Source organism: Acidovorax sp. CF316, from assembly GCF_000276605.1.
GTDB lineage: Bacteria > Pseudomonadota > Gammaproteobacteria > Burkholderiales > Burkholderiaceae_C > Acidovorax.
The window spans coordinates 24,182-40,021 of the sequence record NZ_AKJX01000113.1 but is presented as its reverse complement, the minus strand read 5'-3'; the positions used below and the strand labels follow the sequence as shown (position 1 = coordinate 40,021).

Sequence of the window (15,840 nt, the reverse complement as noted above, 5' to 3'; positions counted from 1 at the left end):
GACGGCCGCAGCGGCGGCAGCGACTTCAGGGGCCAGCAGTTCTTCTTTAGCCATTTTTTTGCGTACCGCAGCCATGTTGGTTGTTCTTCTTGTCGTGTTCGTTCATTCGTTCTTCGATCGGGGGCATGCGGTTCTTGGTTGTTCTATCTATCTATCTGTCTGACTAACTGACGGTCTATCTGTCGGTCGCTTACTGGGCAGCTTCCCAGGTGGTGCCGGCGGCCGAATCCTTGAGCACGATGCCCTGGGCCAGCAGCGCCTGGCGGATGCGGTCGGCCTCGGCAAAATCCTTGGCGGCCTTGGCGGCAGCGCGCGCGGCGATCTGCTCGGCGATGGCGGCTTCGTCCAGCCCGGCACCGGCCTGCAGGAAGGCCTGCGGGTCGCCCTGCAGCACGCCCAGGCAGCCGCCCAGGGCCTTGAGCAGCCCGGCCAGTTCAGCGGAGCGGGTCTTGTTCACCTCGCCCGCCAGCTCGAACAGCACGGCCATGGCCTCGGGCGCACCGAAGTCCTCGTCCATCGCCGCCTTGAAACGCGCGGCATAGGGGTCCGCCCAGTCGATGGCGGCCACGGGGGCCGGGGCCACCAGGCTGAGCGCGGTGTACAGGCGCTTGAGGGCATTGCGCGCGTCGTCCAGGTGGGCGTCGCTGTAGTTCAGGGCGCTGCGGTAGTGGGCACGCACGATGAAGAAGCGCACCGTCTCGGCGTCGTACTTGGCCAGCACCTCGCGGATGGTGAAGAAGTTGCCGAGCGACTTGCTCATCTTCTCGTTGTCCACGCGCACAAAGCCGTTGTGCACCCAGAACTTCGCCAGGGGCTTGCCGTTGGCGCCTTCGCTCTGGGCGATCTCGTTCTCGTGGTGCGGGAACTGCAGGTCCATGCCGCCGCCGTGGATGTCGAAGGTCTCGCCCAGCGTGGCGCCGCACATGGCCGAGCACTCGATGTGCCAGCCAGGGCGGCCAGAGCCGAATTCGCTGTCCCACTTGGCCTCGGGCGGCTCCTCGGGCTTGGACGACTTCCACAATACGAAATCGAGCGGGTCCTCCTTGCCATCGAGCACGGCCACGCGCTCGCCGGCGCGCAGCTCGTCGACCGACTTGCCCGAGAGCTTGCCGTAGCCGTCGAACTTGCGCACGGAGTAGTTCACGTCGCCATTGCTGGCGCGGTAGGCCAGGCCCTTGCCTTCCAGGGTGCTGATCAGCGCGAGCATCTGCGGCACGTATTCGGTGGCGCGCGGCTCGATGGAGGGCGGCTCGATGCCCAGGGCCGCGATGTCGGTGTGCATGGCGGCGACCATCTCGTCCGTGAGGGCGCGGATGGTGATGCCACGCTCCAGCGCGCGCTTGATGATCTTGTCGTCGATGTCGGTGATGTTGCGCACGTAGGTCACGCGCAGGCCACTGGCCTTGAGCCAGCGCTGCACCACATCGAACGCCATCATCATGCGGGCGTGGCCGATATGGCACAGGTCATAGATGGTCATGCCGCACACGTACATGCGCACATGGCCAGGTTCGAGCGGGGAAAAGTTCTCCAACTCACGCGAAAGCGTGTTGTAGATGCGCAAACTCATGGGATGTCAGTCAGGGGAAATCGGCAGGGGTGTGGATGAAGCCCGTTCACCCGGCAGCAGCGGGAACAGGCCCCTCGGGGGGCGCGTTCGTCAGCGAACGCCCATCGAAATCACCAGCGGCAACAGCGCACCGTCATGACCACCCCCTCAGCTACAATCCGCCGCAGTATAAGCCCCGCCAGGGTTCAACGCTGCCCATCACCTTGCATATCCTCATGAAGCAACCAGTCCGCCGCACACTCCCCCGACTCCTGCGCCTGCTGGCCCTGACGGCATTGGTGGGCACCACCCTGGCGCACGCGGCCGACGACTACGCCGACATCACGCAATTGCTCAAGGCCGGCAAGGCCGGCGAGGCCCTGGCCAAGGCCGACCAGCGCCTGGCCACCAGCCCGCGCGACCCGCAGCTGCGCTTTCTGCGCGGCGTGGCCCAGTCCGACTCGGGCAAGCCCACCGAAGCCATTGCCACCTTCACCAAGCTGACCGAAGAGTACCCCGAGCTGCCCGAGCCGTACAACAACCTGGCCGTGCTCTACGCCAACCAGAACCAGCTGGACAAGGCCCGCACCGCGCTGGAAATGGCCATCCGCACCAACCCCAGCTACGCCACCGCGCACGAGAACCTGGGCGACATCTATGCCAAGCTGGCCAGCCAGGCCTACAACAAGGCGCTGCAGCTCGATGCGACCAACGCCAACTCCGTCAAGCCCAAGCTGGCGCTGATCCGCGAGCTGTTCTCGGCAGACCCCACAGGCAAGACCCGCCCTGCCGCTGCCGCCCCGGCACCCGCACCGGCCGTGGTCGCCACGCAGCGCCCTGCGCCGGCACCTGCAGCCGCACCCGCCGCTGCCCCCAGCCCGGCAGCCGCCCCCACACCGGCACCCGCTCCGGCCGCCGCCGCAGCCCCGGCCGCCCCGGCACCCGCCCCTGCGGCGGCTGCACCCGCGGCATCGGCCGCCTCCACGCAGGACGTCACCGCCGCCGTGCAGGCCTGGGCCGCTGCCTGGGCCGCCAAGGACATGAAGGCCTACCTGGCCGCCTACGACAAGGACTTCGACCCACCAGGCCGCCAGACCCGCGCCGCCTGGGAAAAGGAGCGCGAGTCGCGCATCGTCGGCAAGTCCAAGATCGCGGTGCAGGTCTCCGACATCACCGTGAGCGTGAGCGGCACCAAGGCCACGGCACGCTTTCGCCAGGCCTACAGCGCCGACGCGCTCAACGTGACCAGCCGCAAGACACTGGACCTGGTGCAGAACGGCGGCCGCTGGGCCATCGTGCGGGAATCCACCGGCGGCTGATGGACGTGCACGACATGGCGACGGCGCCCACCACCGCGTGGGCTGGCGGGCATTGCGCCACCAGCCCCTGAGCGAAGCACGGACATGATGGTGGAGCCGTCCCTCTGGGGCCGCCGCACGGCGGCCGTTGTTGTTGCCTTGGCCTGCGCGGTGCAGGCCCTGCCCGCCTTCGCCCAGAACCCGCAGGCCCGCATGCGCACCGGCGCCGCGGCCAAACCCGCCAAGGGCCCCGAGGCGCTGCGCGACGGCCAGGCCGAAACCCGCCTGCTCGAGGTCTACCGACTCACCGGCGAAGGCCGCGGCCGCGAGGCCCTGGCCCGCGCCGAAAGCCTGGCACGCGACTACCCCAACTTCCAGCTGGCGCAACTGGCCCTCGGTGACCTGCTCAACGCCCGCGTGCGCCCCGTGCGCAAGCTCGGCGATGTGCCCGAGGCCGACGCCGCACGCGCCCCCGAAGCCGGCGGCATGCTCGACGAGCTGCGCACCGAGTCGCTGCAGCGCGTGCAGGCGCACAGGAACCGCCCGGGTGCCGACCGCATACCCGCCCAGTTCCTGGAGCTGTCGTCACGCTCGCGCCACGCGATCGCCATCGACGCCTCGCGTTCGCGCCTGTACCTGTTCGAGAACACGGACAAGGGCCTGCAACTGGTGGCCGACTACTACGCCTCCGTCGGCAAGCTCGGCATCGAAAAGCTCGTCGAGGGCGACCAGCGCACGCCGCTCGGGGTGTACTTCATCACCAGCCGGCTCGACCCCGCCACGCTCAAGGACTTCTACGGCGCCGGGGCCCTGCCCATCAACTACCCCAACCCGCTGGACCAGAGCCGCGGCAAGACCGGCAGCGGCATCTGGCTGCACGGCACCCCGCCCGACCAGTTCGCGCGCGCGCCACTGGCCACCGATGGCTGCGTGGTGCTGGCCAACCCCGACCTGGAGCGCATCCTGCGCCAGGTGGAGCCGCGCTCCACCCCCGTGGTGATTGCCCGCCAGCTGCAGTGGGTGGCCACGCACAGCGTGCAGGCCGAGCGCAAAGCCTTCGAGGCCGTGCTCAACGCCTGGCGCACCGCCAAGTCGCAGGGCGACATGGCACGGCTGACCAGCTTTTATGCCAGCGACTTCCAGAGCCACCGCCAAAAGCCCCTGGCCGAGTGGACCAGCGTGCTGCAGGCCGAAACGCGCGCCCTCAAGGGCCGCGAAATACAGCTGAAAGACAAGTCTTACCTGCGCTGGACAGACGCTGCCGACACCATGGTGGTAACGTTCGGCGAAGTCGCCGATGGCGCACGCACCGGCCCCGTCAAGCGCCAGTACTGGAAGCGCAAGGGCCAGCAATGGCAAATATTCTTTGAAGGAGTGATTGGATGATTTCCAAGAGAAACGCGGCCCTGTCGCTGGCCAGCATCGCACTGACAGCCCTCGTCGGCATCGCCCCCGCCCAGGCGCAGGATGCGCCCAAGGTCAAGCTCGCCACCTCCCTGGGCGACATCGTGCTGCAGCTCGACCCCGCCAAGGCGCCCAAGTCGGTCGAGAACTTCCTGGCCTACGTGAACGCCAAGCACTACGACGGCACCGTCTTCCACCGCGTGATGAACGGGTTCATGATCCAGGGCGGCGGCTTCACGCCCGACATGCAGCAAAAGCCCACGCGCCCGCCGATCCCGCTGGAGGCCAAGAACGGCCTCAAGAACGACACCTACACCGTCGCGATGGCGCGCACCTCCGTCCCCGACTCGGCCACCGCGCAGTTCTTCATCAACGTGAAGAACAACGACAGCCTGAACGCCCCCAGCCCCGACGGCCACGGCTACGCCGTGTTCGGCAAGGTGGTGAGCGGCACCGAGGTGGTCGACAAGATCAAGGCCGTGGCCACCGGCAACAAGGGCGGCCATGCCAACGTGCCCAACGAACCCATCGTCATCACCTCGGCCACGGTCGTGAAGTGATAATCCCACCCCTTTCCTGAAGAAAGCATTGCCATGAGCAACCCCCAAGTCGAACTGCACATCGCCGGCTACGGCGTCATCACCCTCGAACTCGACGCCGAAAAGGCCCCCAAGTCGGCCGAGAACTTCCTGGCCTACGTGAACAAGGGCCACTACAACAACACCATCTTCCACCGCGTGATCCCCGGCTTCATGGTGCAGGGCGGCGGCTTCGAGCCCGGCATGGCGCAAAAGCCCAGCGACGCCCCGATCCAGAACGAAGCCAACAACGGCCTGAAGAACGCCAACTACACCGTGGCCATGGCGCGCACGAGCGACCCGCACTCTGCGACCGCCCAGTTCTTCATCAACGTGGCCGACAACGGCTTCTTGAACCACACCGCTCCCTCGGCCCAGGGCTGGGGCTATGCCGTGTTCGGCAAGGTGGTCGGCGGCGCCGACGTGGTGGACAAGATCAAGGCCGTGAAGACGGGCCGCAAGGGCTTCCACGACGACGTGCCGAAGGAAGACGTGATCATCGAAAAGGCCGTGGCTCTGTAATCAAGAGCACCGGCAGCGTCACCCCGTGACCACGACCGTGCCCCGGTTCGAGGAGCTCATCGCTCCCTCGCACTGGCGCACGGTCGATTTCATTTCGGACCTGCACCTGCAGGCCAGCGAGCCCGCCACCGTCGCCGCGTTCCGGCACTACCTGCAGGCCACCCCGGCCGATGCTCTGTTCATCCTGGGCGATCTGTTCGAGGTCTGGGTGGGCGACGACGCCATCGACGAGCCCGGCAGCTTCGAGGCCGAGGGCTGCACCGCACTCTTCGCCGCCGCGCAGCGCCTGCCGCTGTACTTCATGCACGGCAACCGCGACTTCCTGGCCGGCCCGGCCTTCTTGCAGCGCACGGGCATGACAGGCCTGGCCGATCCCACGGTGCTGGTCTTCGCTGGCCAGCGCATCGTGCTCAGCCACGGCGACCTCCTGTGCCTGGACGACGTGGACTACCAGCGCTTTCGCGTGCAGGCGCGCAGCAGCGCCTGGCAGCAGGCCTTTCTGGCCCAGTCCCTGGCCACACGGCGCGCCCAGGCGCGTGGCATCCGCCAGGAGAGCGAGAACAAAAAACAGTCGGGCGCCGTCTATGCCGATCTGGACGGCCCCGCCACCCTCGCCTGGCTGCAGGCTGCCCAGGCCGGCAACCTGGTGCATGGCCACACCCACCGGCCCGCAGAGCACGCCCTCGCGCCCGGCCTCACCCGCGTGGTGCTCAGCGACTGGGACGCCGCCGCATTGCCCCCACGGCTGGAAACACTGCGTTTGTCGCAGGCGGGCTTGGAACGCATCGGACTCACCCCCAGTTAGTAGGTGTCCTGATTCTCCGCGCCTGCCTTTTGGCATGCTCTGACACTATGCCCCCCATCCTCAACCGGCTCTGGCGCCGCGTGCGCACCACCGTCGCCCCCGTGCCCGACATCTCGGCCACGCTGTGGCTCGCCACACTGCAGCGCTACCCCTTCCTGGCCGCGCTGTCGCTGCACGACCAGTCCAAGCTGCGCGCGCTCAGCGCCCTCTTCCTGCACGACAAGCGTTTTCATGGTGCACATGGCCTGGAGGTGACTGACGCCATGGCCATCGACATCGCTGCCCAGGCCTGCCTGCCGCTGTTGCACTGGGGCGATCCGGCCAAGGCCCTTGCGTGGTACGACGATTTCGTGGGCATCGTGCTGCACCCCGGCGAGGCCGTGGCCAGGCGGCAGACAGTGGACGAGGCCGGCGTCGTGCACGAACACGAGCAGGTGCTGCTGGGCGAAGCCATGGACCGCGGCCCCATCATGCTCAGCTGGGAGCACGCCTCCAACGGCCGCGAGAACACCGAGCGCGGCACCAACGTGGTGGTACACGAGTTCGTGCACAAGCTCGACATGCGCGGCGGCCGCGAGCCCAATGGCTGTCCCCCGCTGCCCGCCGGCTTCATGGGCACGCGCACCGGCCGCAGCGCTTATGAAGCCTGGTGGAACGCCTGGGAGCCCGCTTACGCGGACTTCCGCGAGGCCGTGATCAAGGCCGAGCGCTTCGGCGCCGAGATGCCCTGGCTCGATGCCTATGGCGCCACCTCGCCCTCCGAATTCTTCGCCGTGGCCTGCGAGGCCTACTTCGTGAACCGCACGCGCTTCAGCCAGGAGTTCCCAGGGCTGGTGCCGGTGCTGGATGCGTTTTTCAAGCGCCCCACAGAGGCCGCCTGAGCCCACGGCTCACGCCTGACGTGCCCTACCGCCCCTCGACAAGACCAGCAAGACGCCTCAGCTCGGAGAGGAGATAGGGCACATCGTCTCGAGCGGCAGCCATGAATTCGATGTCCGCGTCTGATGCATCGAGCTCCATACCGCCCGTCGCGGTGGCGATGCAGCTGGATCCGCTGCTGTGGTCCCGCCCCTCCAGCATGGCGCGCCAAGGTCCATCGGCCGCTGCCGCCGCGCGGGCTTCGATGGCGGCAAGCCGTGGTTCATCAAGCAGTGCATTTTTCATTGGCCACTCCTGGGAAGATTGCTCAAGTCCAATGCTCTTCCCTTGACCAACTGGCTCTTCTTTTGAGGCTGCAGACCAGCGCAGAGTCAGGACCAGTATTCAGGGACGTCACCGCTGCATCTCGATGCATTTCAACCGGCCCCGATGATCAGATCGGGGTTTGAAAGATACGCGTCTACAAAGCCATTCAAGCTGGCAAACAGCTGTACGGGTTCACGCCCAGGATCGCAGTGGTCAACATGGATGGACGAGTGACTACCAGACTCCCATCGCAGACGGTAGCGCCAGCTGTCCATAAAGTGGTCGGAGAACAACACGCCATGAGGTGAAGGCACAATGTTTTCTGCCTTCACATGCGCAAGTGGCCACATCTGCCACAAGACACCAGCCTCCATTTCCTCCAAGCCATCCAGATGGGTATACAACTGGATCACATCGGCCGAAGCCTCCTGACCCAGCGACGCAAAAACCTTGCGGATCTCCGACTCGGGTCTGCCCGGCAAAGGGCAACCACCACGTTCGCGCAATTGATGGACAAAGGCCTCGATATTCTGAATAAGCATGGCAGGAGCGATCCGAATTCTTCGAACGCAGAGGAACCCATGCCTCACGAAGCCCCGACCCACCATCACCGCTCTTGATGGCCCCCAACTGCATCCGTACAGCATTCCATCATAGGACCACAGGCTCGACCTCCAACAGGATCGCTCGCCACTGCCCATCTTCCAGGCCACACATCGCGCGAAGACAGGCCAGACAAATTATCCAATTTTTGACAATTTTTCCAATTTTAGATAAATTGTCGGCATGCCCAAACGCACACCGACCGCATCCCAGCCCGCGCGCACCCCCGAACAAAAAGCCCTGCTCTCCCAGATCGAGCAGGTAGCCCAGGGCCTGGCCGCCACCTTTGCGCCATTTTGCGAGGTGGTGGTGCACGACCTGCTGGACCCGGGGCAGTCCATCCTGGCGATCCACAACAACCTTTCGGGCCGGGCCGTGGGCGAGCCGACGACCGAACTGGGCCTGGCGCGCATTGCCGACCCCGACTACCCGCAGGTGATCGCCAACTACGCCAACCAGTTCGCCGATGGGCGGCAGGCCAAGAGCACCTCGGTGGGCATCAAGGATTCGTCGGGCCAGTACATCGCCGCGCTGTGCCTGAACGTGGACCTCACGCTGTTCCGCAGCCTGCAGAGCGTGGTGGGGCAGTTCACGGCCATCGATGGCGACACGGGGCTTGCCGAGTCCCTGGACCCAGCCGGGGCCGACGCCATCCGCCAGCGCATCGACCAGTTCGCGGCGCGCCTGTCCACCGCACCGCGCGCGCTCAAGGCGGCCGAACGGCGCGCGCTGCTGCGCGAACTGCGCGAGTCGGGCAGCCTGCAGGTGCGCCGCGCGATGGAGGTGGTGGCGCAGCACCTGGGCGTGTCGCGCGCCACGGTGTACGGCGACGTGGCCGGCAAGTGAGGTGAAGGCATGACCACAGACCACGCCACGACCGGCCGCGCACAGGCCTCCCTGCTCCTGCTCGACACCCACCAGGTCAGCGCCCTGCTACAGCCGCACGATGTGCTGGCTGCCGTGCGCGAGGCCTTCACGCTGCACAGCCAGCGCGCGGGCCGCGTCTTCCCCGTGGTGCGCGAGGCATTGCCCACGGGCGGCGTGTTCGGTATCAAGTCGGGCGACGTGTCCGCGCAAGGGCTGCTGGGCTTCAAGGCCGCCGGCTTCTGGCCCGCCAACCGCGCGCAAGGCGGCGAGCCGCACCAGGCGACCGTCATGCTGATCGACCCGGCCACGGGCCGCCCGCTGTGCGTGCTGGACGGCAATGCCATCACCACCGAACGCACGGGTGCCGCCGGCGCGCTGGGCCTGCAGCACCTGGCGCGGACCGACAGCACGCGCCTGTGCCTCTTTGGCACCGGCGTGCAGGCACGCGTGCAGCTGCGCTTTGCGCTGCGGGTGCTGCCCGCGCTCACCCAGGTGCGCTACCTCACGCACGACGGCCAGCCGCGGCCCGATATCGAGGCGCAGTTCCAGGGCCGCTGCGACATCGTCCACGCCACCGACGCCAACGCCGCCGTGGCCGCCAGCGATGTGGTCATCACCGCCACGCCGGGCGGCGGTGCGCTGTTCGATGCCGCGGCCGTGCAGCCCGGCACCCATGTCAACGCCGTGGGCACCGACACCAAGGGCAAGCGCGAGCTGCCGCCCGGCCTGCTGGAACAACGTGCCCGCGTGTTCGTGGACGACGCCACACAGGCCCGCAGCATTGGCGAAGTCCAGTGGGCCGCGCCCGACCTGCCCTGTACCGAGCTGGGCGACCTGCTCACAGGCCAGACGCCGCCGCGGCGCAACGCGCAGGACATCACCGTCTTCGACATGACCGGCCTCGCACTGCAGGACCTCACCGTCGCCCGCATGCTGCACACCCAGGCGCTGGCGCAGGGCCTGGGCACCGCCCTGGCCTGGCCCTGGTGACACCTCCCCCTTTTCCCTCTGTCTCTCCTCCACCCATCCACCACCACCATCCACCCTTGCCATGACCACTGCCCTCCAACTTCCTACCTATGACGACGTCGTGGCCGCTGCCGGCCGCATCGCAGGCATTGCGCACCGCACGCCCGTGCTCACCTCGCGCACCGTGGATGCGGAGCTGGGCGCCCAGGTGTTCTTCAAGTGCGAGAACCTGCAGCGCATGGGCGCGTTCAAGTTCCGCGGCGCCTACAACGCGCTCGCAAAGTTCGACGCCGCGCAGCGCAAGGCCGGCGTGGTCGCCTTTTCGTCGGGCAACCACGCCCAGGGCATCGCCCTGGCCGCACGCGAGCTGGGCATACCCGCCACCATCGTCATGCCGCAGGACGCACCCGCCGCCAAGGTGGCGGCCACGCAGGGCTACGGCGCCAACGTCGTGTTCTACGACCGCTACACGCAGGACCGCGAGCAGATCACGCGCGACCTGGCCGAGCGCAACGGCCTGACCCTGATCCCGCCGTATGACCATGCCGACGTGCTGGCCGGCCAGGGCACGGCCGCCAAGGAGCTGTTCGAAGAGGTGGGCGAGCTCGACGCCTTCTTCGTCTGCCTGGGCGGCGGCGGTTTGCTCTCGGGCTCGGCCCTGTCCACGCGCGCGCTGTCGCCCCGCTGCAAGCTCTACGGCGTGGAGCCCGAGGCCGGCAACGACGGGCAGCAGTCCTTCCGCACCGGCTCCATCGTGCACATCGACACGCCCAAGACCATTGCCGACGGCGCGCAGACGCAGCACCTGGGCAACATCACCTTCCCCATCATCCGCCGCGACGTCGACGACATCCTCACCGTGAGCGACGCCCAGCTGGTGGACGCCATGCGCTTCTTCGCCACGCGCATGAAGCTGGTGGTGGAACCCACGGGCTGCCTGGGCTTTGCGGCAGCGCGCGCACGCGCTGCAGAACTCCAGGGCAAGAAGGTCGGCGTGCTGATCAGCGGCGGCAACGTGGACATGGAACGTTTCTGCAGCCTCCTGGCCGGCTGACCCACCAAGACAACGAGGACCTTTCGCCATGCAGGAAGCACCCACCGTCCATCTGCCGATCCCCCTGTCCCAGGTCGACACCCCCGCCGCGCTGATCGAGCTGCCGCGCATGCGGCGCAACATCGCGCGCATGCAGCAGCGCATGAACGCGCTGGGCGTGCGCTTTCGCCCGCACGCCAAGACGGCCAAGTGCCCCGCCGTGACCGAGGCGCAGATCGCCGCCGGCGCGCAGGGCATCACCGTGTCCACCCTCAAGGAGGCAGCGCAGTTCTTCGCCCACGGCGTCACCGACATCCTCTACGCCGTGGGCACGGTGCCGCACAAGCTGCCCCAGGTGCTGGCGCTGCGCCGCCAGGGCTGCGACCTGAAGATCATCACCGACAACCTCGCCGCCGCCCAGGCCATCGTGGAGTTCGGCCGCGCTAACAGCGAGGTCTTCGAGGTGCTGATCGAGGTGGACACCGACGGCCACCGCTCGGGCATCCGCCCCGACGAGGCCGCGCTCATCGACGTGGGCCGCGCCCTGCACGAGGGCGGCATGCGCCTGGCCGGCGTCCTGACGCACGCGGGCGGCAGCTACGACCTGAACACCCCCGAGGCCCTCACCGCCCTGGCCGAGCAGGAGCGCGCCGGCTGCGTGCGCGCGGCCGAGCGCCTGCGCGCAGCCGGCCTGCCCTGCGCCGTGGTGAGCGTGGGCTCCACGCCCACGGCCCTGTCGGCCGCGGACCTTGCGGGCGTGACCGAGGTGCGCGCGGGTGTGTACGTGTTCTTCGACCTGGTGATGCACAACGTGGGCGTGTGCAGCACCGACGACATCGCGCTGAGCGTGCTCACCACCGTGATCGGCCACCAGGTGGACAAGGGCTGGGTGATCGTCGACGCTGGTTGGATGGCCATGAGCCGCGACCGGGGCACGCAAAAGCAGTCGCACGACTATGGCTATGGCCAAGTGTGCGATGTGGATGGGACGGTGCTGGATGGCTACGTGCTGAGCGGCGCCAATCAGGAGCACGGGATCCTGTCGTTGGTCGATGGATCCGGGTCGCCGGACGTGGGCGATATGGCGCGGCGGTTTCCGGTGGGGAGGCAACTGCGGATCTTGCCGAACCATGCGTGTGCCACGGGGGCGCAGTATGGGGAGTATCGGGCAGTGGAGGGTGGGATCGCGGTGGCGCGGTGGGAGCGGTTTGGGGGCTGGTGAGATCGGGCTTACCGCCATGCCTTGTCGGAGGGCGGAGGCCGGGCGCACATCCCGGCCTCCGCCCTGAAGCAAGGCATGCGACAACCACTGCGCGCTACAAGCCAAGCCGACAACTTAAATGGCGGTGGCAGGCTGAACTACAGCGCCTTGGTACCGCAGCGACGCAGAAGCACCCGAAGAACGGAAACAGCCCTCAAGCCGCCAGCGCCTGCTCCACCGCCGCCTTGGCTTCTTCAAGGCTGCTGAAGAACCGCGTGGGCTGGGGCAGCGCCTTGGGCAGATGCGAGGGAGGCGGCCACAAACGCTCATCCGTCCAACCCGCCGTCCAGCCGCCAATGTCCTTGCGCTTGATGGAGCAGACGGCTTGCCCGCTGACCGTCGCTATCCAGGTCGTAGGCGGATCGTGGTCCCAGGTAACATTTTCCATGGTGCCCTCCAACGGTTGGCTGCAACACATTGTAAGAAGGCTCTTACACGGCCGGCACTGGGGGTTCCCCGACTGCGCCATACCAGCCGTTTGCCGATGGCTTGGGCAACTACAGCAGCTTCCCAGCATCACCACCCGCCCCTTGCGATAGCCCAGCCCCTCATAGAACCCAAAGGCCGGCGCCTCCTCCAGGGTCTGCAAGTTCACGCTCATCACCCCCTCGCCCCGCAGCCCATCCTCCAGCGCACCCATCAGCGCCGCCCCAGCACCTTGCCGCTGCAGATGCCCCGCAACGCACATCTCCTTGATGTGAAACGTCCACCCGTTGACCCAGCGCTCTTTCCAGCCCAGCACCATCGCAACCGGCACCCCCTCCAGCAGCAGCGCCATCCCGCGCGCCGCCGGAAAAGCCATGAACGCCTCCAGCCGCTCCCGCACCGCCGCGTGTTCCCACCCATCGTTCCAGGGCGGTGCATTGAACACGCCCAGGTACAGGTCCGCACAGTCGACAATGTTCTCGGCCGTCAGGGCCACCGTGGTAAAGGGCAGGGTCATGAGAAAAAAGCGCAAAAAAACACCAGGTCGGCAAGCGTAGCGCACCACGCTTGCCGCCCTGAAAGAGCATGCTTTACAACGGCCTGCAGAGGGCTCAACGCGCCGTCGTGGCCCCCAGCGCAAACTTCGCGGCCTTCGCCACCGCGGCCGCATCCACCCCGAAGAACTCCCGCAGCGCCGCCCGCGTATCGCTGCGCCCAAAGCCATCGGTCCCCAAGGTCATGTACTTGCGCCCCTCGGGTACGAAGGCCCGCACCGTCTCGGGCACGGCGCGCACATAGTCGGTTGCAGCAATCACCGGTCCGCTTGTGGCGGCCAGCTGTGCTGCAAGCCAGGGGGTACCCGGCTTATCTGTTTCTCCTGCAATGGCGCGCTGCTCGCACGCCACGCCATCGCGTGCCAGTTCGCTCCAGCTGGTCACGCTGACCACGGTGGCGGTGATGCCCTCGGTGGCCAGCTGCTGCGCAGCCTTCACCACCTCGGTGAGGATGGCGCCGGAGCCCAGCAGCGTCACCTGGCGGGCCGTGGCCGCCGCAGCGCCTTCGGCCTCGAAGCGCTGGAACACATAGCAGCCGCGCAGCACGCCTTCGGCCGCATCCACGGGCAGGTCGGGCTGGGCGTAGTTCTCGTTCATCAGCGTGACGTAGTAGAAGACGTCGCGCTGCTCGGTCACCATCTCGCGCATGCCGGCGTCGATGATCACGGCCATCTCGCCCGCATAGGCTGGGTCGTAGGCCTTGCAGTTGGGGATGGTCGCGGCCACCAGGTGGCTGCTGCCGTCCTGGTGCTGCAGGCCCTCGCCACCCAGCGTGGTGCGGCCCGACGTGGCGCCCAGCAAAAAGCCGCGCGCGCGCTGGTCGGCGGCGGCCCAGATCGCATCGCCCACGCGCTGAAAGCCGAACATCGAGTAGTAGATGTAGAACGGCAGCATGGCCAGGCCGTGCACCGTGTAGCTGGTGGCCGCGGCCGTCCAGCTGGCGATGGCGCCGGCCTCGCTGATGCCCTCTTCGAGAATCTGACCGTCCAGCGCCTCGCGGTAGCTCAGCACCGAGCCGATGTCTTCGGGCGCATAGCGCTGGCCCACGCTGCTGTAGATGCCGACCTGCTTGAACAAATTGGCCATGCCGAAGGTGCGTGCCTCGTCGGCCACGATGGGCACGATGCGCGGGCCCAGCGTGGCGTCCTTGAGCAGGCCGCCCAGCATGCGCACGAAGGCCATGGTGGTGCTCATCTCCTTGGACTGCGGCTGCAGCGCGAACTGCGCGTAGCTTTCGATGGCGGGCACGGGCAGCGCCTCGCAGGTGGTGTCGCGGCGCGGCAGGTAGCCGCCCAGGTTCTGCCGGTGGCTGCGCAGGTAGCGCATCTCGGGGCTGTCTTCCGCGGGCTTGAAGAAGGCCAGGCTGGTGGCCTGCTCGTCGGTAAGGGGCAGGTTGAAGCGGTTGCGGAACTCGATGAGGTCGGTCTCGTCCAGCTTCTTCTGGCTGTGCGTGGTCATCTTGCCCTGGCCGGCCGTGCCCATGCCGTAACCCTTCTTGGTGTGCGCCAAAATCACCGTAGGCTGGCCCTGGTGGCGCGCGGCGGCGGCGTAAGCAGCGTGGATCTTCACCAGGTCGTGCCCGCCGCGCTTCAGGCGGTCGATCTGCTCGTCCGTCATGCCCTGGGCCAGGGCCGCCAGCTCGGGGTTCTGGCCGAAGAAGTTGTCGCGGTTGAAGCGCCCGTCCTTGGCCGCAAAGGTCTGCATCTGGCCGTCCACCGTGCCTTCGAGCGTGCGCACCAGCGCGCCGGTCAGGTCGCGGGCGAACAGGCCGTCCCAGTCGCTGCCCCAGACCAGCTTGACCACGTTCCAGCCCGCGCCGGCAAACAGGCGCTCCAGCTCGTCGATGATGCGGCCGTTGCCGCGCACCGGGCCGTCCAGGCGCTGCAGGTTGCAGTTGACCACCCACACCAGGTTGTCGAGGCCCTCGCGCGCAGCCAGGGTCAGCGCGCTCATGCTCTCGGGCTCGTCCATCTCGCCATCGCCGAACACACCCCAGACCTTGCGTGCCGAGCAGTCGAGCAGGTTGCGGTGAGTGAGGTAGCGCATGAAGCGCGCGTGGTAGATGCTGCTGATGGGACCGATCCCCATCGACCCCGTGGGGAACTGCCAGAAGTCCGGCATCAGCCAGGGGTGCGGGTAGCTCGACAGGCCCTGCGCGCCCGCACCCGGCGCCGTGAGCTCCTGGCGGTAGTGCATCAGGTCCTGCTCTGACAGGCGGCCTTCCAGGAACGCCCGCGCATACACGCCCGGCGCGCTGTGCGGCTGGAAGAACACCAAGTCGCCCCGGTGCTGCCCTTCGCCCAGGCCTTCGCGGGCGCGGAAGAAGTGGTTGAAGCCGCTCTCGAACAGGTCGGCCGCACTGGCGTAGCTCGCAATGTGGCCGCCCAGCTCGCCATAGGCCTGGTTGGCGCGCACCACCATGGCCAGCGCGTTCCAGCGCACGATGGAGGCCACGCGCTCCTCGATGGCCAGGTCACCGGGGAAGACGGGCTGGTCCTGCACCGCCACGGTATTCACGTACGGCGTGTTCAGGTCGGGATGCCAGCCCACGCGCTGGACCCGCGCCAGGCGCACCATTTCCTGCAGCATGAAGCGCGCGCGCTCCGGTCCCTCGGTCGCGACCAGGGCCAGGAAGGCATCGCGCCATTCGGCGGTTTCTTGGGGGTCCGTGTCAGCCAACGCGGTGGCCGATGCAGGCATGAGCAGGTGGTGGGGGGCGGTGGGGGCGTTCATGCCGCAACTGTAGCCATTGCCGCCCCGAATGGGATGCCGTTCTGGCCCACAAA

General features: G+C 67.5%; 15 protein-coding genes. 10 read left to right on the top strand and 5 right to left on the bottom strand.

What is annotated here, in order from left to right:
- Nucleotides 1-190: 190 nt before the first annotated feature.
- On the bottom strand, nucleotides 191-1,570 hold the full coding sequence (gene cysS, locus PMI14_RS12795; protein ID WP_007854934.1) for a cysteine--tRNA ligase: 1,380 nt from the start codon (nucleotides 1,568-1,570) through the stop codon (nucleotides 191-193).
- Nucleotides 1,571-1,785: 215 nt separating this feature from the next.
- Here cysS and PMI14_RS12790 point away from each other — a divergent pair, with 215 nt between their 5' ends.
- From PMI14_RS12790 to PMI14_RS12765, 6 genes are all read left to right on the top strand, one after another.
- Nucleotides 1,786-2,868: a tetratricopeptide repeat protein gene (locus PMI14_RS12790; RefSeq protein ID WP_007854932.1), complete on the top strand. Its 1,083-nt coding sequence runs from the start codon at nucleotides 1,786-1,788 to the stop codon at nucleotides 2,866-2,868.
- 84 nt (nucleotides 2,869-2,952) lie between these two features.
- Nucleotides 2,953-4,233 carry a murein L,D-transpeptidase family protein gene (locus PMI14_RS12785; RefSeq protein WP_007854931.1) on the top strand — a complete coding sequence of 427 codons (1,281 nt, stop codon included), beginning with the start codon at nucleotides 2,953-2,955 and terminating at the stop codon, nucleotides 4,231-4,233.
- The gene (locus PMI14_RS12780; RefSeq protein WP_007854930.1) at nucleotides 4,230-4,811 is read left to right on the top strand and encodes a peptidylprolyl isomerase; all 582 of its coding nucleotides are present in this window, start codon (nucleotides 4,230-4,232) and stop codon (nucleotides 4,809-4,811) included. Before PMI14_RS12785 ends, PMI14_RS12780 begins: the two co-directional genes overlap by 4 nt.
- A 33-nt stretch (nucleotides 4,812-4,844) precedes the next feature.
- Nucleotides 4,845-5,351 carry a peptidylprolyl isomerase gene (locus PMI14_RS12775; RefSeq protein ID WP_007854929.1) on the top strand — a complete coding sequence of 169 codons (507 nt, stop codon included), beginning with the start codon at nucleotides 4,845-4,847 and terminating at the stop codon, nucleotides 5,349-5,351.
- A 25-nt stretch (nucleotides 5,352-5,376) separates the two neighbouring features.
- Nucleotides 5,377-6,156 (top strand): UDP-2,3-diacylglucosamine diphosphatase, encoded by a 780-nt coding sequence (locus PMI14_RS12770; RefSeq protein WP_007854928.1) that lies wholly within the window; start codon nucleotides 5,377-5,379, stop codon nucleotides 6,154-6,156.
- 47 nt (nucleotides 6,157-6,203) lie between these two features.
- Complete coding sequence (locus PMI14_RS12765) at nucleotides 6,204-7,037, top strand: zinc-dependent peptidase (protein WP_007854927.1); 834 nt, start codon at nucleotides 6,204-6,206, stop codon at nucleotides 7,035-7,037.
- 25 nt (nucleotides 7,038-7,062) lie between these two features.
- Here the strand turns inward: PMI14_RS12765 and PMI14_RS34865 are convergent, their stop codons facing one another.
- The gene (locus PMI14_RS34865) at nucleotides 7,063-7,320 is read right to left on the bottom strand and encodes a hypothetical protein (RefSeq protein WP_007854926.1); all 258 of its coding nucleotides are present in this window, start codon (nucleotides 7,318-7,320) and stop codon (nucleotides 7,063-7,065) included.
- A gap of 131 nt (nucleotides 7,321-7,451) precedes the next feature.
- Nucleotides 7,452-7,883 carry a hypothetical protein gene (locus PMI14_RS12755; RefSeq protein ID WP_007854925.1) on the bottom strand — a complete coding sequence of 144 codons (432 nt, stop codon included), beginning with the start codon at nucleotides 7,881-7,883 and terminating at the stop codon, nucleotides 7,452-7,454.
- Nucleotides 7,884-8,127: 244 nt separating this feature from the next.
- On the opposite strand from PMI14_RS12755, the gene PMI14_RS12750 reads away from it, so the two are divergent.
- The 4 genes from PMI14_RS12750 (at nucleotide 8,128) to PMI14_RS12735 (ending at nucleotide 12,035) form a co-directional block, all read left to right on the top strand.
- Nucleotides 8,128-8,790 (top strand): transcriptional regulator, encoded by a 663-nt coding sequence (locus PMI14_RS12750; protein WP_007854923.1) that lies wholly within the window; start codon nucleotides 8,128-8,130, stop codon nucleotides 8,788-8,790.
- 9 nt (nucleotides 8,791-8,799) lie between these two features.
- The gene (locus tag PMI14_RS12745; RefSeq protein WP_007854922.1) at nucleotides 8,800-9,801 is read left to right on the top strand and encodes an ornithine cyclodeaminase family protein; all 1,002 of its coding nucleotides are present in this window, start codon (nucleotides 8,800-8,802) and stop codon (nucleotides 9,799-9,801) included.
- 61 nt (nucleotides 9,802-9,862) lie between these two features.
- Nucleotides 9,863-10,834: a threo-3-hydroxy-L-aspartate ammonia-lyase gene (locus PMI14_RS12740; RefSeq protein ID WP_007854921.1), complete on the top strand. Its 972-nt coding sequence runs from the start codon at nucleotides 9,863-9,865 to the stop codon at nucleotides 10,832-10,834.
- A gap of 28 nt (nucleotides 10,835-10,862) precedes the next feature.
- Entirely contained in the window at nucleotides 10,863-12,035 is a 1,173-nt protein-coding gene (locus PMI14_RS12735; RefSeq protein WP_007854920.1) for a DSD1 family PLP-dependent enzyme, read from the top strand.
- A gap of 193 nt (nucleotides 12,036-12,228) precedes the next feature.
- On the opposite strand, the gene PMI14_RS34205 is transcribed toward PMI14_RS12735, so the two are convergent.
- Together PMI14_RS34205 and mdeB are read right to left on the bottom strand one after the other, a co-directional pair.
- Complete coding sequence (locus tag PMI14_RS34205) at nucleotides 12,229-13,017, bottom strand: GNAT family N-acetyltransferase (RefSeq protein WP_007854914.1); 789 nt, start codon at nucleotides 13,015-13,017, stop codon at nucleotides 12,229-12,231.
- A gap of 94 nt (nucleotides 13,018-13,111) precedes the next feature.
- The gene (gene mdeB / locus PMI14_RS12720; protein WP_007854913.1) at nucleotides 13,112-15,787 is read right to left on the bottom strand and encodes an alpha-ketoglutarate dehydrogenase; all 2,676 of its coding nucleotides are present in this window, start codon (nucleotides 15,785-15,787) and stop codon (nucleotides 13,112-13,114) included.
- Nucleotides 15,788-15,840 lie beyond the last annotated feature (53 nt).